Origin of the sequence: Streptococcus sp. UMB1203, from assembly GCF_030217725.1 — a bacterium.
Lineage (GTDB): Bacteria > Bacillota > Bacilli > Lactobacillales > Streptococcaceae > Streptococcus.
On sequence record NZ_JASOOK010000003.1, the window covers coordinates 73,786 to 95,870 of the forward strand.

The 22,085-nt window shown below is 41.0% G+C and carries 23 protein-coding genes and 1 pseudogene; 3 read left to right on the forward strand and 21 right to left on the reverse strand.

Translation table 11 applies throughout. The features are described from left to right. The 3 genes from murD to typA all read right to left on the reverse strand — a co-directional run bounded on the left by murD (position 1) and on the right by typA (position 3,583). Positions 1-1,353: a UDP-N-acetylmuramoyl-L-alanine--D-glutamate ligase gene (murD, locus tag QP439_RS01635; RefSeq protein ID WP_000863062.1), complete on the reverse strand. Its 1,353-nt coding sequence runs from the start codon at positions 1,351-1,353 to the stop codon at positions 1-3. Positions 1,354-1,467: 114 nt separating this feature from the next. Continuing rightward, positions 1,468-1,722, reverse strand: a complete 255-nt coding sequence (locus tag QP439_RS01640; RefSeq protein ID WP_000262671.1) for a DUF3165 family protein — start codon at positions 1,720-1,722, stop codon at positions 1,468-1,470. Between the two features lie 19 nt (positions 1,723-1,741). Further along, positions 1,742-3,583 (reverse strand): translational GTPase TypA, encoded by a 1,842-nt coding sequence (typA, locus tag QP439_RS01645; protein WP_000164111.1) that lies wholly within the window; start codon positions 3,581-3,583, stop codon positions 1,742-1,744. A 160-nt stretch (positions 3,584-3,743) separates the two neighbouring features. On the opposite strand from typA, the gene QP439_RS01650 reads away from it, so the two are divergent. Beyond that, positions 3,744-4,469, forward strand: coding sequence for a 16S rRNA pseudouridine(516) synthase (locus QP439_RS01650; RefSeq protein WP_001235028.1), 726 nt, complete (start codon positions 3,744-3,746; stop codon positions 4,467-4,469). Between the two features lie 33 nt (positions 4,470-4,502). On the opposite strand, the gene QP439_RS01655 is transcribed toward QP439_RS01650, so the two are convergent. From QP439_RS01655 to slmA, 8 genes are all read right to left on the reverse strand, one after another. Further along, positions 4,503-4,886, reverse strand: a complete 384-nt coding sequence (locus QP439_RS01655) for a rhodanese-like domain-containing protein (protein ID WP_000259253.1) — start codon at positions 4,884-4,886, stop codon at positions 4,503-4,505. After that, positions 4,886-5,155: a YqgQ family protein gene (locus QP439_RS01660; RefSeq protein ID WP_261104010.1), complete on the reverse strand. Its 270-nt coding sequence runs from the start codon at positions 5,153-5,155 to the stop codon at positions 4,886-4,888. The genes QP439_RS01655 and QP439_RS01660 overlap by 1 nt, the downstream gene beginning before the upstream one ends. A gap of 47 nt (positions 5,156-5,202) precedes the next feature. Continuing rightward, the gene (locus tag QP439_RS01665) at positions 5,203-5,799 is read right to left on the reverse strand and encodes a response regulator transcription factor (RefSeq protein ID WP_049512487.1); all 597 of its coding nucleotides are present in this window, start codon (positions 5,797-5,799) and stop codon (positions 5,203-5,205) included. Beyond that, positions 5,780-6,508 carry a sensor histidine kinase gene (locus QP439_RS01670; protein ID WP_285387298.1) on the reverse strand — a complete coding sequence of 243 codons (729 nt, stop codon included), beginning with the start codon at positions 6,506-6,508 and terminating at the stop codon, positions 5,780-5,782. The genes QP439_RS01665 and QP439_RS01670 overlap by 20 nt, the downstream gene beginning before the upstream one ends. A 926-nt stretch (positions 6,509-7,434) precedes the next feature. Further along, positions 7,435-9,450 carry an FtsX-like permease family protein gene (locus tag QP439_RS01675; RefSeq protein WP_285387300.1) on the reverse strand — a complete coding sequence of 672 codons (2,016 nt, stop codon included), beginning with the start codon at positions 9,448-9,450 and terminating at the stop codon, positions 7,435-7,437. Between the two features lie 12 nt (positions 9,451-9,462). Continuing rightward, positions 9,463-10,197, reverse strand: a complete 735-nt coding sequence (locus tag QP439_RS01680; RefSeq protein ID WP_285387302.1) for an ABC transporter ATP-binding protein — start codon at positions 10,195-10,197, stop codon at positions 9,463-9,465. A gap of 130 nt (positions 10,198-10,327) precedes the next feature. Further along, a complete protein-coding gene (locus QP439_RS01685; protein WP_120769931.1) occupies positions 10,328-10,435 on the reverse strand; it encodes a QVPTGV class sortase B protein-sorting domain-containing protein in 108 nt (35 codons plus the stop codon). 29 nt (positions 10,436-10,464) lie between these two features. Then, positions 10,465-10,626 carry a salivaricin M family lantibiotic gene (gene slmA / locus QP439_RS01690; RefSeq protein ID WP_350224140.1) on the reverse strand — a complete coding sequence of 54 codons (162 nt, stop codon included), beginning with the start codon at positions 10,624-10,626 and terminating at the stop codon, positions 10,465-10,467. A gap of 568 nt (positions 10,627-11,194) precedes the next feature. Between slmA and QP439_RS01700 the strand changes: the two genes are divergently transcribed. Then, complete coding sequence (locus tag QP439_RS01700) at positions 11,195-12,103, forward strand: LysR family transcriptional regulator (RefSeq protein ID WP_004261686.1); 909 nt, start codon at positions 11,195-11,197, stop codon at positions 12,101-12,103. 53 nt (positions 12,104-12,156) lie between these two features. On the opposite strand, the gene QP439_RS01705 is transcribed toward QP439_RS01700, so the two are convergent. From QP439_RS01705 to miaA, 5 genes are read right to left on the reverse strand one after another with little or no spacing between them, the layout of a single operon-like run. Next, the gene (locus QP439_RS01705; protein ID WP_285387305.1) at positions 12,157-12,912 is read right to left on the reverse strand and encodes an SDR family NAD(P)-dependent oxidoreductase; all 756 of its coding nucleotides are present in this window, start codon (positions 12,910-12,912) and stop codon (positions 12,157-12,159) included. A gap of 20 nt (positions 12,913-12,932) precedes the next feature. Beyond that, a complete protein-coding gene (rnz, locus tag QP439_RS01710; protein WP_261080743.1) occupies positions 12,933-13,862 on the reverse strand; it encodes a ribonuclease Z in 930 nt (309 codons plus the stop codon). A gap of 14 nt (positions 13,863-13,876) precedes the next feature. Next, a complete protein-coding gene (locus tag QP439_RS01715; protein ID WP_247931931.1) occupies positions 13,877-14,500 on the reverse strand; it encodes a cystathionine beta-lyase in 624 nt (207 codons plus the stop codon). Then, the gene (gene hflX, locus QP439_RS01720) at positions 14,493-15,731 is read right to left on the reverse strand and encodes a GTPase HflX (RefSeq protein WP_261080742.1); all 1,239 of its coding nucleotides are present in this window, start codon (positions 15,729-15,731) and stop codon (positions 14,493-14,495) included. Before hflX ends, QP439_RS01715 begins: the two co-directional genes overlap by 8 nt. Next, complete coding sequence (gene miaA, locus QP439_RS01725) at positions 15,724-16,608, reverse strand: tRNA (adenosine(37)-N6)-dimethylallyltransferase MiaA (RefSeq protein ID WP_049502382.1); 885 nt, start codon at positions 16,606-16,608, stop codon at positions 15,724-15,726. The genes hflX and miaA overlap by 8 nt, the downstream gene beginning before the upstream one ends. A 120-nt stretch (positions 16,609-16,728) precedes the next feature. On the opposite strand from miaA, the gene QP439_RS01730 reads away from it, so the two are divergent. Then, positions 16,729-16,899 (forward strand): DUF3042 family protein, encoded by a 171-nt coding sequence (locus tag QP439_RS01730; protein ID WP_001051780.1) that lies wholly within the window; start codon positions 16,729-16,731, stop codon positions 16,897-16,899. 50 nt (positions 16,900-16,949) lie between these two features. Here the strand turns inward: QP439_RS01730 and QP439_RS01735 are convergent, their stop codons facing one another. The 5 genes and pseudogenes from QP439_RS01735 to pabB all read right to left on the reverse strand — a co-directional run bounded on the left by QP439_RS01735 (position 16,950) and on the right by pabB (position 22,040). Further along, a complete protein-coding gene (locus tag QP439_RS01735) occupies positions 16,950-17,789 on the reverse strand; it encodes a thymidylate synthase (protein WP_285387310.1) in 840 nt (279 codons plus the stop codon). Between the two features lie 98 nt (positions 17,790-17,887). Continuing rightward, positions 17,888-18,847, reverse strand: a complete 960-nt coding sequence (locus QP439_RS01740; protein WP_000078567.1) for an ROK family glucokinase — start codon at positions 18,845-18,847, stop codon at positions 17,888-17,890. A 117-nt stretch (positions 18,848-18,964) separates the two neighbouring features. Then, positions 18,965-19,651: pseudogene (locus tag QP439_RS01745) on the reverse strand (excalibur calcium-binding domain-containing protein); the annotation flags it as partial. Between the two features lie 49 nt (positions 19,652-19,700). After that, the gene (locus QP439_RS01750; RefSeq protein ID WP_000766567.1) at positions 19,701-20,318 is read right to left on the reverse strand and encodes an alpha/beta fold hydrolase; all 618 of its coding nucleotides are present in this window, start codon (positions 20,316-20,318) and stop codon (positions 19,701-19,703) included. After that, on the reverse strand, positions 20,319-22,040 hold the full coding sequence (pabB, locus tag QP439_RS01755) for an aminodeoxychorismate synthase component I (protein ID WP_254754211.1): 1,722 nt from the start codon (positions 22,038-22,040) through the stop codon (positions 20,319-20,321). Positions 22,041-22,085: the final 45 nt, after the last annotated feature.

The following is a 22,085-nucleotide window of genomic DNA, read 5'->3' on the forward strand; positions in this document are numbered from 1 at the left end:
TTATTCCTTTAACTCCGCTACTGTGTCGATAAAGAGGTCGCCACGTACTTCAAAGTTAGCATACATATCCCAGCTGGCATTGGCAGGACTAAGAAGAACCACATCTCCTTGGGTCGCAAATTCATAGGCCTTGCGGGTCGCATCTGCAATATCAGTCGCATCCACATAAGCCACACCAGCCTTATCTGCTGCCCGTTTGACACGTTCTGCAGACTGACCCAGGATGACCATCTTCTTGAGTCCAGTAATATCTGGAACCAATTCGTCAAACTCATTTCCACGGTCCAAACCACCTGCAATCAAGACGACCTTGCTGTTGTCAAATCCTGACAAGGCTTTTTGAGTAGCCAAGATATTGGTTGACTTACTATCATTATAGAATTTGATACCCTTGATTTCATCCACAAACTGGAGACGGTGTTTGACACCTCCAAAGGCTGAAAGAGTTTCTTTGATGGTTTGGTTATCCACACCACGAAGCTTGGCTACAGCAATAGTCGCAAGGGCATTTTCCACATTGTGGCTACCTGGAACTCCGATTTCATTTGCTGCCATGACAACTTCCCCACGGAAGTAGAGTTGACCATCTTCCAGATAAGCTCCATCAACCTTTTCAAGTGTTGAGAATGGTACAACTGTAGCTTGTGTTTTAGTAGCTAATTCTTTTGCCAAGTCTTGGTTAAAGTTCAAGACAAGGAAATCAGCTACTGTCATCTTGTTCTGGATATTCCACTTGGCTGCTACATATTCCTCAAAAGAACCATGATAATCGATATGAGTTGGCATGAGGTTGGTAATAACTGCAATCTCAGGATGGAATTCTTGAACGCCCATGAGTTGGAAAGAAGAAAGTTCCATGACAAGAGTGTCCTTGTCTGACGCAGTTTGGGCAACTTGACTAGCTGGATAGCCGATATTCCCTGATAAAAGACCATGTTGCCCAGCAGCAGTCAGAACTTCCCCAATCATAGTCGTTGTGGTTGTTTTACCGTTCGAACCTGTGATACCGATAATTGGCGCTTCTGAAATCAAGTAAGCCAATTCCACCTCAGTCAAGACTGGAATTCCCTTAGCCAAAGCCTTTTCAATCATGGGATTGCTGTAAGGGATACCTGGATTTTTCACCATGAGGGCGAACTCTTCATCCAAGAGTTCCAAAGGATGGCCACCTGTAACGACCTTGATCCCTTCTTCCAGCAAACTTTGCGCAGCTGGATTGTCCTCGAAAGGCTTCCCATCATTTACTGTCACAATGGCACCTAGCTTGTCCAACAAACGAGCTGCAGATTCACCAGACTTAGCCAAACCTAAAACAAGGACTTTCTTATTTTTAAATTGATCTATTACTTTCATGTCTCGAACTCCATTTCTACTCTTACTATTTTACCATTTTTATGGAAATAATTCTAAACGAAAATGCTCAGATTCAGCATTCTAACAAGCAAAAAGAGAGCCAAAACTCTCTTTTTATCTTCTTTTACTTTTATGGACCGACATGAGGGTAATATCTCGCAAGCTAAAGTATGCTAGGAAGAGCATAGCGATTGCGATAAAGAATTCTGTCGGTAGCTGAAAGATTTGCAGAACAGATAGCATCAGCAAAATCAAGAGTGCTACAAAAGCAAAGACGACAAGGACGATATTGACTGTCCCTTTAATGCTTTCTGGTGTCGCAAATACATAGAGTAGTAATAAGAGGAGTCCTATGATTAAATAAACCATTTTTATCTCTTTCTAGCTCTTATTCAGCTGATTTTTTCTTCTTGTTAGCTTTCTCACGCTCTGCCTTGTTAAGGATTTGTTTACGCAAACGGATAGACTCAGGCGTTACTTCCATGTACTCATCGTCGTTCAAGAACTCAAGAGACTCTTCAAGTGTCAAGATACGAGGTGTCTTGATAACAGCTGTTTGGTCCTTAGTAGCTGAACGAACGTTAGTCATTTGTTTAGCCTTAGTGATATTAACTGTCAAGTCGTTTTCACGAGAGTTTTCACCGATGATCATTCCTTCATAAACCTCAGTACCTGGGTTGACAAAGATTGTACCACGTTCTTCGATAGACATGATTGAGTAAGTTGTAGCCTTACCAGCATCGATAGAAACAAGGGCACCACGGTGACGACCACCAATTTCCCCTGGAATCAATGGCAAGTATTGGTCGAAGGTATGGTTCATGATACCGTAACCACGAGTCATTGACAAGAACTCAGTTGAGTATCCAATCAAACCACGCGCTGGAACAAGGAAGACCAAACGAGTTTGACCATTACCAGTTGAAATCATATCCAACATTTCACCCTTACGTTCAGAAAGGCTTTGGATAACAGACCCTTGGTATTCTTCTGGAGTGTCGATTTGAACACGTTCAAATGGTTCACATTTAACACCGTCGATTTCTTTTACGATAACCTCTGGACGAGATACTTGAAGTTCATATCCCTCACGACGCATTGTCTCGATAAGGATTGACAAGTGCAATTCTCCACGTCCTGAAACAGTCCATTTATCTGGTGAATCAGTTGGATCAACACGAAGGGAAACGTCTGTTTGCAATTCGGCCTGCAAGCGTTCTTCCACCTTACGAGAAGTCACCCATTTACCTTCTTTACCAGCAAATGGTGAGTTGTTGACCAAGAAAGTCATTTGAAGTGTTGGCTCATCGATGTGTAGGATTGGAAGAGCTTCAACTGCATCTGTCGGAGTGATTGTTTCACCGACAAAGATATCTTCCATACCTGAAACGGCAATCAAGTCACCTGCTTTTGCTTCTTGGATTTCACGACGTTCCAAACCAAAGAAACCGAAGAGTTTTGTAACACGGAAGTTTTTAGTTGTACCATCAAGTTTAGAAAGGGTAACTTGGTCCCCAACCTTAACAGTACCACGGAAGACACGACCGATACCGATACGACCAACGAAGTCATTGTAGTCCAAAAGTGATACTTGGAACTGCAAAGGCTCATCTGAGTTATCTACTGGAGCTGGGATATGGTCGATAATCGTGTCAAAGATTGGTGCCATAGTAGCTTCTTGGTCAGCTGGATCATCTGACAATGAAGAAGTTCCATTGATCGCTGAAGCATACACCACTGGGAAGTCAAGCTGGTCGTCATCTGCACCAAGCTCGATGAAAAGTTCCAAGACTTCGTCCACTACTTCTGCTGGGCGAGCTGATGGTTTATCGATTTTGTTGACAACCACGATTGGGACAAGGTCTTGTTCCAAGGCTTTTTTCAATACGAAACGAGTTTGTGGCATTGTTCCTTCGTAGGCATCTACGACTAAGACAACACCGTCAACCATTTTCATGATACGCTCAACTTCTCCACCGAAGTCCGCGTGTCCTGGTGTGTCCATGATATTGATACGAGTTCCGTTATAGGCAACAGCTGTATTTTTAGCAAGGATGGTAATTCCACGCTCTTTTTCGATATCGTTTGAGTCCATAGCACGCTCTGCCAATTCAGTGCGTGCATCAAGCGTTTCTGATTGTTTCAATAATTCGTCAACGAGGGTTGTTTTACCGTGGTCAACGTGGGCGATAATCGCAATGTTACGGATATCTTCTCTAAGTTTTGTCATGATTTCCTCTATAATATTCAAAATTTATTTTCTAACTGAACGATTATACCATAATTTCAAGTAAATAACATAATTCAAGCAAGTGTAAATGTTTTCACTCCGCTTTTCTTTTCATGTCAAGCCTTTTCAAAGCAAACGACTTATGATAAGATAGGCAGGTATGCGTTTAGATAATTTATTAGCCCAAGAAAAAGTTAGCCGAAAGGCCATGAAACAAGCCTTACTCAAAGGGGACATTCTCGTCGATGGTTGCCCAGCCCGCTCCCTAGCCCAAAATATCGATACAGGACTACAAAAACTCCTTTTTCAGGACCGTATCATTCAAGGCTATGAACACACCTACCTTATGCTTCATAAGCCTGCTGGTGTCGTTACAGCCAACAAAGACAAGAAACTTTCAACCGTCATGGACCTCCTTCCGCCTGACATCCAGTCTGACAAGCTCTATGCCGTCGGCCGACTGGACCGAGATACGACAGGACTCCTTCTCTTGACTGACAACGGTCCCTTGGGCTTTCAGCTCCTCCATCCCCAGTATCATGTCGATAAGACTTATCGAGTTGAGGTTAATGGACTTCTGACACCTGACCATATCCAAGCATTTCAAAAAGGAATTGTCTTTTTAGATGGCACTGTCTGTAAAGCTGCAAGACTAGAGATTCTATCTGCAAGTCCTTCCCTCAGTCAAGCCTCTATCACTATTTCAGAAGGGAAATTTCACCAGGTTAAGAAAATGTTCCTCTCGGTTGGTGTTAAGGTGACCTCCCTCAAGCGCACCCATTTTGGACCTTGTAACTTGGATGATAATCTTCAAGAAGGAGACTATCGTCCCTTAAACTCAGAAGAGTTAGCAAGTATTCGTGAATTTCTTAGAAAAAGTGGTTAAAAAATGAGCTCGGAAACATCCAAGCTCATTTTCTTATTTCTCAACTTTGACTTTCCCTCTCCAAGAATCCAAACCATAAGAAAGGATATAAATCTCAGAAAAACCTTGTTTTTTCAAGTAAAGGGCCGCATTTGTGACACGCTGCGCACGTTGGTTTTCGTAAAGAAGGACAGGTTTATCCTTACGAAGGGCTGCAAGACTAGTCTTCAACTGACTTGAAGGGATATTGCGTGCACCAAGGATATGCTTTCTGTGAAATTCAGCTGGGTCGCGCAAATCAATCAATTGACCCGTACGAATCAAGGCTTCAAATTCCTCATTGTCCACAATTTTAGCCGCACGGCGAATACGAAGATAATTAAAGCCCATCCATGCCAACATTGCTAGTATAAATGCCCACAAAATCCAAGTAACCATTAGTTCATTTCTCCATTTTTCTCAATATAATCCAATTCTACCTTGTGCTCTCTGCGAAGAACCGCTTCTGCTTCTAGATAGTCTAATTTGTCCATCAACCCTGCATCGTAAATCCGAGAGAGTTCCAACTTCATCAGTTCAATATCATATAAGCGTTTTCCCATGTAAACAATAATACCAAATCGTTTGAGGAATTGCTGCACATCATAGAATGTTTTCATAAGACTCATTCTAGCAAATTTTTGTGTTTTTTTCAAGAAGAGACTCACACAAGAAGTAGCACAGAAATTAAAAAAGCTGCATCTTCTGCAACTTTTTAATCTGGTGGGAAATATCCCAACTGCTCAGCGATGTGAATCGCCTCCTGCCTGTTAGCCACTCCTAATTTTGAAAAGATATTGGCCAAGTGATTGGAAACTGTACGTTTACTCACATAGACCTTGTCACAGACATCATCAATGGTCAAGCCATTTCTAACCAGTTCTAGTATCTCGATTTCTCGTGGTGTTAGCACCTCTACCATCACTTCATCTGAAAAGACCTTACCACCTAGATAAATCTTTTCCAGTTTTTTCACCAACTCATCTGGGTCCATACTTTTGTCCAGAAAGCCATAAGCCCCCATAACTTTAGCTCGGTGTTCATACATTTTTTTACTGTAACCTGTCAAAATCACAACCTTACTAGAACAACCATTGTCGATAATCTCTTGTGCCAAGGTCAGCCCATCATCTTGATACAGACTCGTCAGGTTGATATCAATCAAAATAATGTCGTAGTCATTAAAAGCAATCTCCGAAATAGTTGAAAAATTATCTACTAACTGGACCTTTTTAATGTTTTCCGATAACTCTAAAATCATCTTGATACTTTGGCTAAATAATTTATGATCATCAATTAACAAAATTTTCATAACACAACTCCTTATCAATCGGGAGAGTAATTTCTACACGAAATCTCTTGTTATTTTCAAAAATCTGCATTTGACCACCTAAAACACTAATTTTATTAGACATATTTTTCAAGCCATAACCTAAGGATTTTTCTGTTTGAAGGCAGTCATTTTCAGAAATGATAAAAAGAGCGTCATCATGCATATCAATCTTCAAAGAAATCCTTCCACCACTAGCGTACTTAACGGCATTGGTCGCCAATTCCTCAACCAGACGATAGGTAATTTTATCGTAAGGAGATAAAAGCCTAAAGTGGACAGGAAACTGTGTGACGACTTCATTTTCTGCGTGATAGCGCTTGACAATCCGATTAATCAGCCCTTGATACTGTATGTCTAACTGCTCGTCTGTTTCTACCATTGGCTGATAATAATCCATCCGCTCACGAATCCGCTGAACCAACTCCTCTGTCACCAGATTGATCTGTTCACCAAAAGCCCGATTGCTACTATATTTATTGAAATTTTTTATCGCCATCACATTTTGCAGGATTTCATTGTGAAGAAATTCCGAGAACTGTTGTTCTGTGTCTTCATTTGCCAGCAGACTTTTCACCATGCGGTTACGCTTTAAAAAGAGAACTTTTACATAATCCCTAGCATCTAGCATTTCAGCAGAACGAAAAAGGCGAATCAATTCTTCCGAACAAATCCCGAACAATAGTAACATGATATTCAATACCAAAAAGCTCGTGTTTAAGTCTAGACGAAAGATGATGAAAATGCCTACTAACAAAAACATAAGCAGTAAAAACAAGCGTGAAAAAGCTTTTATATAGGACAATTTCAACTCTGATACCCTTTTTTGAAGAGAGCTGACAATCGTTTTGAAGTGTAAAAAAGCTAAGATACCAAGAATTTCTAGATACCAAACTAGGTTCATCACTCCTGAGCCCCTCGTATTGATATACAAAAAGAAATAAGAAAGAGGCAATATCAAAGCTAATATCCACAAATTTCGTCTCTGATACTTGAGTTTACTTTTCAACTCTTTATGATATAAAATCAGTAAAATCAAGGGAACAAGGTTTAAAAAGAAAGACGCAAACAAGGACAGAAATAAAAAAATTGAAGGACTTAACAGATACGAACTAATGGTGATTAGTGTCAACACAAAGGACACACTCAACAGTTCTTCTCCTATTTTCTCTCCCAGAAAGATAATAGACAGAGAACTATACACCAATAAAAAAGAGTTGAGAGGATGAAGAATATCAAAAAAGTGCAACAGGGTGCTCGCAACTCCTTGATTAAATATGGATTGCCAGCTAATGAGAAACATCATCAGGAGCAACCAAAGTTTCAACTCACTATACCGAAAGGTCACAATATTACAAATATAGCTAAATACAATTAAAGCAATAATCAGCAATAAAACCATCTGCAAGGAAAAATCTGTCGAAAAGTCCAGAGGAATCCTATAATAAATATAAATCATTAAAGCTAGATGATTAAAAATCGTCAACCACCACAATAAAAGTGAGTTTTTCGAGAGCGATTTGACAAACTGTTTCATATGTATCCACTTCCTGAACTACTTTAATATCATTATAACACAATACCAGAATTGTCGGATTGGCAACTCTGGTATTTGACTTAATTTTCAATAATTTGCCAACTTACTCTGTAAGTCACTAGCAGGTAAAGGACAAAGAGTAAAACCGCTACTCCCAGATAGGTGATATCAATAGAAATGCTGGTATTAGCGAAATTCTCAAAATAGCCCAAAAGAGCTGTACTCAAGGCAAGTGCTAGCGGACCTGCGATAAGCAGCGGAACCAAGAAATAACTTAGAATCTGTTGCAAAAGAATAGAGCGATTTTGCTTCCTCTTATTCCCAAGAAGGTATAAGATTTGATAATCATTCACACTATCCAAAGCACTTGTAGAAGTTTGAAGGGACAAGATACTTAGGGAAATAATGATAAAAATAACACTGACAAAAATCATGACAAAGACAATGACGCCCATAAATCCAAGGTAAACCTCAAAAATACTTCCTTTCGTTTGATAGGTGAACGAATTCAACTCTGCTCCATCACGAGTGAAGTAGTATTTTTCAATCCACTGACTCAAGAATGTTTCTACTTCCCGTTTGTCAATGTTTTCTTTGAAATTGGCAACATAGGTCGTGTGGTCTTCCGTCAATCCAACTACTACCTTATCTGGTACAATCAAGGTTCCTGCGTCATTTAGACCTACTGAAGATAAAAAGTAAACTGTTTCAAGTGGCTTTGAAGAGGCAAGATTGAGAGAATGATCGTTAATCATGAAGGTTTTTGTCGTTGATAGAAAGTCCTGAATCTGCTTGGCAGTTCCTTTATAATTGGCATTGACTAGAAATTGGTCTTCTGCCAAGTCAACCGCTTTTTTCCCTTGCAGTTTGCGGAGATGATTGTAGGCAGAAATTCCTAAAATCGGTACTTTTGATTCAGGAAGTTTCTTATCATGCTCCCAGAGATTGCTAGTATCAATCAAATCTTTATAAGTTACATCACTAGAATAGATAGGACAGCTGTACTCCTCTTTGATGAGGTTAAAGTCAAATCCATCGGCTTTCAATCTATCTTTGACAGATTCCTGAGAAAATTGAAACTCTTTACCACGGTAGAGATTGACAGTTACATCATAAGGTGAGTATTTGTTCAGCTCTCGGTTCATAGTCGTATAGGCACTACCACTAAAAACGAGTAAGCTGAGAGCCAGTGTCAAGGTCAAGGATAAGACAGCCAACGTGACCGAATTACTATCAGCTTGTTTTGAAAATTGACGGATTTTGAAAGTGTTTAGTTTGTTATAGTAGGTTTGAGGCAGTTTTCTAAGGGAAACCAAGATAAAATGGCTCAAGGTATTGTAAAATAAAATCACAAAAATCACTAAGACAGATACCAGCAAGATACCCCAGCTTTTCAAGAATGATAGATGGTGATAGTCTGAAAAATAGAGAGCACCAAAACCGATAACAGCTGTCGAAAGAATAAAGAGAAGTGCTTGAAGAACTGGCTTGCCTTTTGCCAAGACAGATTTCTTGACCCCATTTTCTTGAATGAGTGCAATGATATTTTGCTTTCTAAAGGTAAGAATGTCCATGACACTAACAATAAAACTGGTGACCAAATAGGAATAAACTAGTAAGATGACAGACTTGCTATCAAAGAAAACCAGATTACCAAAGTAATTAGCCATAAAAAACTCAGATGCAATCTTAGCTAGAATGACCAGTAAGATCACTCCAAGCAAGAAACCTAGAATCAAGGAAAAGATATTGACCAGCATGGTTTCAAAGAACAGGGTACGGATAATCTGCTTCTTCTTCATTCCCAGCGTTGCATAAAGTCCCAGCTCTTTCTTGCGCCGTCCCAGTACAAAGTTTGTGGAATAAACGACGAGAAAGGCAATCGCCGATAGAATCAGATAGGAAAACAAGCCCATGTACTGGCTCATCACCGTCGTCAACGTTTCCTTTGCTCCTGATAAACTTTGCATCACTGGATGGCTTGGTAAAGCATTAAAAGCGTAGAGCAAGCTATAAATCAAGGTCAGACTGAAAAAATAGATGGTATAGGTCTGTAAATTTCGAAATACATTTCGTAAAATCAATTTTGGATACATACTCTCCCCCTCCTATCTGGTACGGCTGTAAATCTCTTGCAAATACTGTTCATTAGATAGGCTGTGACGTTCCAAATCATCCATAATCTTTCCATCGCTAAGTAGCACCATCCGTGAAGAGTACTTGGCTGCGGCAGGGTCATGCGTAACCAGTAAAATGGTAATACTAAAACTTTTATTGATTTCCTGCAAAAGTGCCATCAGTTTTTCAGAATTAGCAGAGTCCAAGGCTCCTGTCGGCTCATCTGCGATAATCAGTTTAGAATCATCAATCAAGGCTCTAGCAGTTGCCACACGTTGTCGCTGACCACCTGATAACTGATTAGGAAACTTATCTTTTAAGTTTTGGATATCCAACTTATCCAAAATTTCCTCAATCTTATCCTGATGTTTTTTGATATTTTTCCCCTGAATTTGAAGAGGTAGAACGATATTTTCATAGACCGTCAAGGTTTCCACCAGGTTGTAGGCTTGGAAAATATAGGAAATGTTTTTAGCACGATAGTCAGCTAGTTCATTTTCCTTGGCATGGATAATGTCAAAATCTTCAAATCGAATCTCACCTGATGTTGGTTTATCAATCGTTGAAATACAGTTGAGAAGTGTTGTTTTTCCACTACCACTGGCACCCATAATTGCCAGAAATTCACCTTTTTCAACGGACAAGTTCACATCTAATAATGCATGAACGATATTATCCCCTTGACCAAATGTTTTCGTTAATGCTGTCACAATAAGCTGTTTCATTATTTCATTCCTCCGTTTCTTTATTACACTCTCATTATACGGTTTCTTTCAAGGTTTGCCATGAGTATTTTGTGCAATATATTCAAGTTAAAAAAAACCGATGCCTTTTTCAGGTATCGGTCGATGTTGATTATTTGCGGTCGTTTCTTTTTTTCATAAAGTAAACAATCCCTATGACAACAACTCCTAAGACCAGTACAGGTGCATAGAATTCTAGTGTTCCAATAATTCCGTCCATTTTATCCTCCTGTCAAAAAATAGAGAGTTTTATCCACAGCGCACGTTTGGCGAAGTACATTCATAAGAATATGTAAACCACAAACCACAGTGCCCCTGTGCTGTTAATCTAACAGTCGTACTCCACCCAGCAGCAGATTTACCATCCAATTCTTGGCTATTAATTTCCATAATCCAAAGAATCAATCTCAAAGTTGTCTCGTTTTATTTGCATTTCTCCCCGTAAATATAACACCAAATCAAAATGTTGTCAATGTTTTGTAATAAAACACTAGAATTTTCCTTTTGTTTTATCTAACAGCGAACATTATTTCTCGTACACTCATAGGAATAGGTGAGACACAATCCACAGAGACCTGCTAGTGTCATTTTAAAAGCTGTGTACCACAAGCTTCTGATTTCCCGAAAAGTTCTTGGTTTTCAATCTCAAGATTTAGAGAATCAATCTCTGAACGATTTGTATTTTTAGACATAAGGTTTCCTCCTTCCTTCTTTTAAATGATCATCTTTACAATAACTAGTATAAACTCTAGTATTGGATAAGTAATGAGTAAATCGTGCAAATTTCTTATTTTCGAGTAAAATTTTTATAGTTATCAGTAAAGAAACAACTGAACAATCTCTTGCTCAGCTACTTTTTTACCTTATTTACTAAATGATTTAGAAGTTTCTTCTTAACTACTTTACAGAGACCCACACACTCCCCCTGATTTTCCTATCTTCTTTGGCGATTCTGACGCAAGTGTGGTACAATAAAAACATGAGAATTCAACAATTACACTATATTATCAAAATCGTCGAAACAGGCTCCATGAATGAAGCAGCTAAGCAACTCTTTATCACTCAACCTAGTCTTTCCAATGCAGTGAGAGATTTGGAAAATGAAATGGGCATTGAAATCTTTATCCGCAATCCTAAGGGCATCACCTTGACCCGTGATGGGATGGAGTTCCTCTCTTATGCCCGTCAAGTTGTCGAGCAAACCCAGCTTCTGGAAGAACGCTATAAAAATCCTGTCGCCCACCGCGAACTCTTTAGCGTTTCGTCTCAGCACTATGCCTTTGTGGTCAATGCCTTTGTCTCTCTGCTCAAGAAAAGTGATATGGAGAAATACGAGCTCTTCCTTCGTGAAACTCGGACTTGGGAGATTATCGACGACGTCAAGAACTTCCGTAGTGAGGTCGGTGTCCTATTTTTGAACAGCTACAACCGTGATGTTTTAACGAAAATGCTGGATGACAACCACCTTCTGGCTCACCATCTCTTCACAGCCCAGCCCCATATCTTTGTCAGCAAGACCAATCCTCTGGCAAAGAAAGATAAGGTCAAACTATCTGATTTGGAAAACTTCCCTTACCTCAGCTATGATCAAGGAACTCACAACTCCTTCTACTTTTCAGAAGAGATTCTCTCGCAGGAATACCACAAAAAATCTATCGTAGTCAGCGACCGTGCTACCCTCTTTAATCTCTTGATTGGTTTGGATGGTTATACCATTGCGACAGGGATTTTGAACAGCAACCTCAACGGAGACAATATCGTTTCTATCCCACTAGATATTGATGACCCTATCGAGCTGGTCTACATTCAGCATGAGAAAACCAGCCTATCTAAGATGGGCGAACGCTTTATCGACTATCTACTAGAAGAAGTCCAGTTTGATAATTGAGAAATAATAAGAACCAATATGTAGGCTAGCAACAACCTGCATATTGGTTCTTTTTACTTATAATTAAAAGTCTCCCCTGCCAACTTATCAGCTAGCTTTGGAAAGAGAGTATAAAACTTATGGGCGAGGTTGAGAAGGATTGGGAGATTGAGTTCGCGTTTGTTTTTTCCTATAATCTTAACAATTTTTTTAGCCACTGCATCTGCTTCCAGCAGGAAGCGTTCAACCGACTTGAGATAGCTTCCATCTGGGTCGGCTTGGTCGAAAAATCCTGTACGGATTGGTCCTGGATTGACTGTTGTTACATAAACACCATGAGGCATGAGTTCGAGGCGTAAGGCATTTGAAAAACCGATAGCCGCATACTTAGTCGCTGAGTAGAGACTGGACTTGCCAGTAGCGATCAAACCTGCCATACTGACGATATTGATGATATGACCTTTTCGGCTTTCCTTCATACGAGTCGCAAGGTGTCGAGATAGATTCATTAGGGCAAAAGTATTGACCTCGAACATCTGGTGAATATCTTGGTCAGAAATCTGGTCAAATTCCTCCAGAATCCCGTAACCAGCATTATTAATCAAAACATCAATCTTGCCATAGCGGACATAGAGGTCTGCTACCAGAGCTTCTAAGGCTGAATCATCGGTAATATCGATTTCAATCAATTCTGCATGGGGATGGTTTCCATAGAGTTGGGCTAATTTTTCCTTATTTCGACCAAGCAAGATGAGTTGGTCATTTGGTAGGAGTTTGACCATTTCTTGGGCTAGACCACCGCTAGCTCCGGTAATGAGAATAGTAGGCATACTGTTCCTTTCTCAATCTTTTAGATTTCCACTTCTTCTAAGTCTTTGACCACATGGACATTTTCAAAAACACTAGCAGCATCTTTTTTGAGCTTGCTGATATCTTTTGAGAGGAAACGGGCACTGATATGGTTGAGCAATAGTCGTTTGGCACCTGCTTCTACCGCTACTTGTGCAGCTTGCATGTTAGTAGAGTGGCCATGGTTACGAGCAATTTTTTCATCACCCTTGCCATAAGTGGACTCATGAACTAGGACATCGGCATTAACAGCCAGACGCACACTGGCATCCGTTTTTCGAGTGTCTCCTAAAATAGTGATAATTTTACCTGGACGTGGAGCTGAGATATAGTCAGCTGCCTTGATTTCAGTACCGTCTTCGAGAACAACGTCCTGACCGTTTTTGATTTTCCCAAAAAGTGGGCCAAATGGGACACCAGCCGCCTTGAGTTTTTCAGCATCCAGCGTTCCTTCCAATTCCTTTTGCATGACACGGTAACCAACACAGAAAATAGTGTGGTCCAACTCCTCTGCATACACAGTGAATTTATCGGTCTCGAGGATTTTCCCTAGAGAATCTTGGTCAAACTCATGAAAATGAATACGGTAAGGCAGGCGCGAACCTGACACACGAAGACTAGTTAAGACAAATGACTTGATCCCTTGCGGTCCATAGATTTCCAAATCTGTCTGCTCTTCATTGGCCTGAAAGGCACGACTAGAAAGGAAACCTGGCAAGCCAAAGATGTGGTCTCCATGTAGGTGGGTAATAAAGATTTTGCTGACCTTACGTGGTCGAATTGTCGTTTCAAGAATGCGATTTTGCGTACCTTCTCCACAGTCAAAGAGCCAGACTTCGTTAATCTCGTCCAAGAGTTTCAGGGCGAGACTAGAGACATTGCGGGCTTTAGAGGGCTGGCCAGCCCCCGTTCCTAAAAATTGAATATCCATTCGATACTTTCTAATTAATCAATATATAACATGGCTGTGCGGTTTTCCGATCGGAAATAGCGCTTGCCAGAAAAAGCAGTAGCTTCTTGTAATAACTCCTCTTGGCTGTAACCTTTAAGACGCTTACGACCGTCAGCCAAACTTTCCAAATCAGTCAAAGCTGTGAGACTCTCTACGCTAACAACTTCCTCATCTCTAATAGCCTTCATGTAAATCTTACCAGACTCTTCAAAGACTAGTTGATGTGGGAAAATTTGCGCAATTTCAAAGAGCAAGTCTTCTGAAATTTTCTCTTCATTTTCAGAGAAAATCCGACCAAGACCCTCACACTCATAACAAAAACCAAAGGATTTACCAGACAGATTAAGACGAATAAAAGGCTTATTTTCTAGGGTGAAACTTGGCTCAGCATTGTAGAGATTCAGTTCCTGACTGAGTTCCACAAAATAATCCGTCGCGGCCTCAGGACTCTTTTTCTGGTAGAGTTCTGCAAAATAGGCATTGACCACACTAGGCGGAGGAGTGATCAGTGCCAACTGCTCTTGCTCTGTTTTACCAGCTAGAAGTTGATCCAGATAAACCTTGTCCAGACTTGTATAGCCCCCATATTTTAGAGCCAACGTTTTAATATCAGTCATAAAATTCTTCTAACCTCCATTTGTTTTTCTCGGAAATGTAGCCTGTAATCACTTCGCCATCCTCCTGATAATCACGTTCTTCCAGAATCGCTACACTTTCTAAATCATGAATCTTGTAGGACTTAGAAAAAGGCACGCGCAGGGTAAAGGATTCAAAAATATCCTTGATTTTCTCTAAAAACAAAGCCTGCAAATTCTCACGACTATCCTCAGACTTGGCAGAAATGAGGGCATAAGGCGTTTGGGTAGGCGTGAAATCCTCCACCAAATCCGCTTTATTATAGAGGGTCAAGCGAGGAATGTCGTCCATATCCAGGTCTTTCATGATGGACAGAACTGTTTTTTCATGCTCCTCATGGTAAGGATTGCTGGCATCAATAACATGAACCAGAAGGTCCACATGCTTGCTTTCTTCCAAGGTTGATTTGAAACTAGACACCAACTCTGTCGGTAAATCTTGGATAAAACCAACAGTATCAGTCAAGGTCACCTGAAGATTGCCCCCCAGATGGATACTCTTAGTCGTCGCATCCAGAGTCGCAAATAGCTCGTCTGCCTCATACTGGGTCTTACTGGTCAAGGTGTTCATGATAGTTGACTTCCCAGCATTGGTATAACCAATCAAACCAATCTTAAAAGTGCTGGACTCCAAACGTTTCTCTCTGACAGTCGCCCGATTTTTCTCAACAACCTTGAGCTGGCGCTCGATATCCGTAATCTGGTTGCGAACGCTACGGCGGTTCAGTTCCAGCTGGCTTTCACCAGGTCCACGGGAACCAATTCCCCCTGCCTGACGACTAAGCATAATCCCCTGACCAATCAAGCGAGGCAAGAGATATTTGAGCTGGGCTAAGTGGACTTGGAGCTTCCCTTCATGGCTTCGAGCTCGCATGGCAAAGATATCCAAAATCAACTGCATACGGTCAATGACCTTGACACCGAGAACTTCTTCTAAATTGACATTTTGCCGTGGAGTTAAACGGTTGTTGACGATGACAGTGGTAATTTCTTCTGCATCCACCATAAGCGCAATTTCTTCTAACTTACCAGAGCCGACGAAGGTCTTGGAATCATATTTTTCACGTTTTTGTCTGTAGCTATCTACAACGACTGCCCCTGCTGTTTTCGCTAAACTGGCCAATTCTTCCATAGAGAGATCAAAATTGTCCATGCCCTGCAATTCTACACCAATGAGCAGGACCCGTTCCTCTTTTTTCTCCGTTTCAATCATCTAAAAACTCCTCTATCTGGCTTAAAATGCGATCTTTTACACCAGTTTCTCCAATCTGATAAAAGGTCACCTGCATGCGATTACGGAACCAGGTCAACTGACGTTTGGCAAAACGACGAGTCGCCTGTTTGAGACTCTCACTAGCATCCTCCAAGGTCTGCTCTCCACGGAAGTAAGGAAAGAGTTCCTTGTAACCAATCCCTTTAGCAGCCTGCACATCTGGATAATGGTCAAACAACCACTTAGCTTCGTCTAGAAGTCCAGCTTCAAACATCAGGTCCACTCGGTGATTGATACGCTCATAAAGCTGACTGCGCTCATCGTCCAAGCAGATAATCAGCGGTTCATATAGACTCTCTTTATTTTCCAAATCCTGACCAAAATGAGCAATTTCCAAGGCACGCATCGCACGACGACGATTAAACTGGGGAATCTCAAGGTCTGCTTGCTCCACCAAATGGGCTAATTCCTCATCTGAATATGGCTCCAAACTAGCTCGATAAGCTAAAATCTCCTCATGAGGAGTCTCACCACCTAGGTGGTAGCCTTCAAGCAAGCTCTGGATATAAAGCCCAGTCCCACCAGCAATAATAGCTAGCTTGCCACGGCTTTGAATATCCTCAATAGCCTTCTTAGCTTCTGAAACAAAATCAAAAGCCGAGTAAGACTCGGTTACCTCTCTAACATCGATTAAATGATGAGGAACAGCTGCCTGCTCTTCTGGACTAGCCTTAGCCGTCCCTATATCCAGACCTCGATAGACTTGCTGGCTATCTCCACTAACCACTTCGCCATTAAAACGCTTTGCAACTTCGATGGCAAGGGCTGTTTTTCCAACTGCAGTCGGTCCAACAATCACAATTATTTTTGTTTTCATCTTTTTTCCTTGAAAAATTCCCATTTTTTCGTTACTATTATTATAACACAAAAAGGTCAGTCAGAAAAATGTGACCTCTTGAGGGGGCTGGCTGATTAAGAAGATAAAGGAGGAAGACTCATGGCTAAAGGATTCGCTAAAGGTCTTGTAACAGGTGTCGCAGGAACTGTCGCTGCAGTCGCAGGTGCAGTATACGCATTTAAAAAGAAAGTGATCGAACCAGAAGAGCAAAAAGCAGCTTTCATCGAAGAAAACCGTAAAAAAGCAGCTCGTCGCCGCGTATCACGTTAAGAAACAAAAGAAGTTGGGATTTATTTTCTCAACTTCTTTTTTCTATTCTTTTAAATAGCTAGGTCAAACTTCAACTGTGGCTTGACAGGGTCATAATCCACCAACTCAAAGTCCTCTGCTTTAATATCAAAAAAATTGGTCTTATCTGGCACATTCAAGACCAAACGTGGTTGGCAGTTTGATGGCTCACGACGGAGCAATTCCTGAGCTTGTTCAAATTGATTGTCATAGATATGGAGATTGTTGATGAAGTAGAAGAACTTCCCAACCTTCCAGCCGAAATGCTTGGCAATCATCATTTGAAGAGCCACGTACTGCATAGCATTGATGTGGTGGGCCACCAACATGTCATTCGAACGCTGGGTCAAGGTCGCATCCAGATAGATTTCTCCATCTACACGGCGGACATCAAACATGGTCTGAAAGGCGCATGGGAGTAGTCCTTCTGTTTCTTCGAAAGCTTGGTAATCCCAGAGCGAAATGATATTGCGACGGTTCCAAGGGTTGACTTCCAACTGCTTGAGAAGCTTATTGATAATGTCGTGTTTCTTAACAACAGCACCATAGCGCTCACCAATGGTTCCCGTATTTCCCACTTCCCAGTCATTCCAGTAGTGAACATTGTACTTGTCATTGAGAACTTCTAGGCTATTAGACTGGTCTTGGTAGATCCAGAGAACTTCTTTGATAGCTGATTTGATTGCAATGGGACGCAAGGTTGTAATGGGGAATTCCCCCTTGGCCAAGTCATACTCTGCAAAGGCACCAGTTACATACTTGGAGTTAGCAACAGTTCCATCCTTGTACTTGGGACGTGCCTGCTCAGAAAAGACACCGTCTTTGAGGATTCGTTCAATATTTTCTTTAAAAATTGTATCTGCTTTTGTCATTTACTCTCACCTCATTTATTGTCCTAACTAGTATAGCATAAAAAAGAAAAGAGGAACATTACTAACTCTAGGTTAGCATTTTTCCCCCTTTTATTATTTTATTGCAATACAAGTGATGCTGCTCCGATAACCCCAGCGTCATTTCCTAGAGTTGCAAGAGCTAATTTAGTAGATGTGCGTACTTGTGGGAAAGTATTTTCATCGTAGACTTTTTGAACACCTTGTAGGAGGAATTCTCCTGCGGCTGACACACCACCACCGATTACGATTGTTGATGGGTTTAGGATTGAACCGATGTTGGCACAAGCAATTCCCAAGTAACGTGAGAAGTTACGGTAAACGATCAATGCAAGGTCGTCCCCTTCTTTTGCAAGGTCAAAGACAGTCTTAGCAGTCACTTCTTCTCCATTATCAATCAAGCGTTTCAAGGCTGCATCGCCTTCGTATTCATCGGCATAGCGACGAGTCAAGTTGACAATACCTGTTGCTGAAGCAACTGTCTCAAGGCAGCCTTTTTTACCACAAGTACATGCGATTGGTTGGTCAAAGTCAACAGTGATGTGGCCAAGCTCACCTGCTGCACCAGCAACACCGTGAAGCAATTTGCCTTCTGCGACGATACCGCCACCAACACCTGTACCAAGTGTCATAAAGACAACGTCGGGTTGGTTGTCACCAGCCCCCATCCAACGTTCACCAAGAGCAGCTACGTTGGCATCATTATCGATGAAAAATGGAATGCCCAAGGCTTTTTCAATCTTTTCTTTGATTGGTTGAAGGGTTTTCCAGTTCAAGTTGTAGGCACCAATAACAGTTCCTTTTTCACGGTCAACCACACCTGGTGAACCCATTCCAATACCTTTGAAGTCTGCTGCTGCCAATCCAAGCAAGTTCAAACGATGTTGAATAGACTCAATCATATCATCAACGATATGACTTCCCTCATCCAAAATGTTGGTCTTGATAGACCACTTTTCTTGGATTTCTCCTGCTGTTGTCAAGATTGCAAATTTGATAGAAGTTCCACCAAGGTCAATCCCAATAATCTTTTGACTCATCATATTCTCCTTTTTCATTATGAATTAATTGAAAATGCTTACAGATATAGTATAACAAAAACTAATCGTTTATGCAAAGGTTTGCATTAGATTTCTGAATTTTATCCTGACTTATGGTTTCCAGAGACCTGAAGCATCTACATAGTAACGACCTCCATCAACTCTCTCATTTTTAGCCATTTTGCCATCTGATTTCAAATAGTAATTGCCTTGCCATGTATTGCGAGCGTATGAACCATCTGATTTCAAGTAATACCAGGCTTGATAAGAAGAGTCATAAACCCACTCACCTTGTGCCATTTTACCGTTTGATTTAAGGTAATAAGCACCTTGCCATGCATTCTTTGCATAGGAACCATCTGATTTCAAATAATACCACGCTTGATAAGAAGAGTCATAAATCCATTCACTCTGTGCCATTTTACCATCAGCTTTCAGGTAATAGCTTCCCTGCCATGCATTTTTCACTGGATTTCCATTTCCGTCAAAATAGTACCAAGAACCGTCCTGCTTAACCCAACCACTTGCTGTGGATGAAGTTGTATCGGTTTGAGTTGTAGCCGCTTGTTTTGCTTTAAAAGCACCCTTAGGAGCATTTTTCAATTCGCAAGCCACACCATCATGATCACGGTCTAACTTGGCAGAATAACCAGGTTCTCCCTCGTGAATATCTACGTATCCATTCGCCCAAGCTTCTTTACAACTAGAAAAATGAATGTTTTCTTCTGCTAACACAGGTTGTGAAAACAAGGCTAAAACTGGCAAGGTAGCCAGACTCATTTTTAAAAATAGACGTTTATTCATTTCTTTCTCCTATAACGATGTTATCGATTTCACTATTATTTTATCAAACTTATTTCAGCAATTCAAGGAAAGGTTTAATCTGTTCAGCAAACTCTTTTGGTTTAGCCTTATTCAAGACATGAGGACCATCTGGTATAATCTGAAATTGAGATTCTGATATTAGTTTATGAAGACTTCTCATAGAATTAAGATTCGGTTTATCTTTGCTGCCACAAATTAGTAAGGTTGGATAAGGACAAGTTCTTGATATATCAGTTAAATCAAGTGTCTTCAATTCCTCAGAAACTCCGACCATAAGAGCTTTGTCTGCTCCCTGTTTTTCAAATACCCTTTTGGGAAGTAATTTAAATATCAGCAACTGAACATAAAATAGGATATTCCCTGATAATTTTAGCGGGCATCCTGACAGAACCAAAGCTCGAAGATTTGGTAAATCATAACTGGAAAGTTCTAGTGCCAGGGCAGCACCTAAGGACAATCCAATCAAAACAAAAGGTTCTGTCTCTTGAGCTAGGTGCTGATAAACTCTCTCCTTGACTTTTTGATAGCTGTTAACTTCAGAAAAAAATAACTCGATAGCCTCAGAAGGATAATCTGTCAGTAAATCCCGAACTTCTTTCCAAGACTCTGCTGACTGCCCTAAGCCGTGTAAAAATATCAGTTTCATCTACTCCTCCTGTAAGATTAACTCATACAAACCTCTCACGGCATTACAGCCGTAAATAGCTTCTGCTTGGGTTAAATCTGCCAAGGTCAAGACTTTCTCTTCTATCTGTCCTGTTTCTAGTAAATGCTGACGGTAAATTCCTGGCAAGATTCCAAGTCGGATAGACGGTGTGTAGAGTTTCCCAGCGATTTTCAGAACCAAATTTCCAATAGAGGTTTCAAGTAATTCTCCTCTTATATTGTGGTAAATCTTCTCGTGTTTTCCTAAATTCAAATGCGGTCGGTGAGTGGTTTTAAAGTAGGTAAAGGCTTGTTGCAAATTTGCTTCCTGAAGGCAAAGTTTTGCTTGGCAGAAGGTCGGACTGAGAGATTCCAATGCTTGACAATCAACTGCTATCTCTCCAGATTTGCTAAGGCTAATTCGCAAGCGGTAGTCTTGATTAATGTCACAAGCCTGACACTCTTCCTCTATCTTTTGTTTCAAGTCTTCTACATCAAAAGGAAAAGCAAAATACCGACTAGCTGTTCTCAGTCTTTCCAAATGTTGTTCTTCAAACAACAAGTTCTTCTGACTGATTTTTCCAGTCGTAATCAGTTGGAAACGAGCTTGTTTACGATAGAGAACAGCTGCCTTTTGATGAACCTCGCGGTATTCAGATTCCCAAGTGCTATCCCAAGTAATGCCACCACCCACTCCATAGATGGCTTTGCCTTGATGCAGTTGAATGGTCCGAATGGCCACATTAAAAATCCGTCGCCCATTTGGAAGTAAAAGACCAATCGTTCCACAGTAGACTCCACGCGGTTGTGGTTCCAACTCCTTAATAATTTCCATAGTCGCTATCTTAGGAGCTCCTGTGATGGATCCACAAGGAAAGAGAGAGCGAAAAATGGTAACCAAGTCCACATCTGCTCGCAACCGACTCTTGATGGTCGAAGTCATCTGCCAAACAGTTGAATACTGCTCTACCTGACACAGACGCTCCACATGCTCACTCCCCACTTCAGAAATACGGTTCATATCATTGCGCAAGAGATCCACAATCATCATGTTTTCAGAGCGATTTTTTGGGTCCTGTTCCAACCAACTGGCCTGCTCCAAGTCTTCTTTGTCGGTCACGCCACGCTGAGTTGTTCCCTTCATTGGTCGCGTTGTCAACTCGCGGTCATTTTGCTCAAAAAAGAGCTCTGGGCTCATGGAAATCACTGCCATTTCATCATGATCAACATAGGCATTGTAGCCCGCCTCCTGCTCTACCACCATACGATTGTAGATGGCAAAAGGATTGGCACTCAAGTCCTGTTTGAGTTGGACAGTGTAGTTGACCTGATAGGTGTCACCCTGCCGCAAATGATGGTGAATCTGAGCAATCGCCTTTTCATAATCCTCTGAGGACGTCACTTCCTGCCAATTTGAAGGTAAATCAACCTCATCATAAGTCAGAGGAATAGGGGATGTTTCTACCCTATCATGAACTGTAAAATAAAGCAGGTACTCTGCCAATAAAGGAGCTTTATGAACTGCTAATTTCTCCTCAAAAGCAGGTGCAGCCTCATAGCTGACATAGCCCACCACATAGTAGCCTTGCTCTTGGTAGCTTTCCACTTGTGCCAGCAAATCTACCACTTCTACTACATTTCTCGTTTTCAACTCTTTAATAGGCTGGGTAAAGGTGTATCTCTCCCCCAAAGCTCTAAAATCAATTACTGTTTTTCTATGCATACCTTAAGTATAGCACAAAATAAGAAAACCCTCATCCGCAAAGCA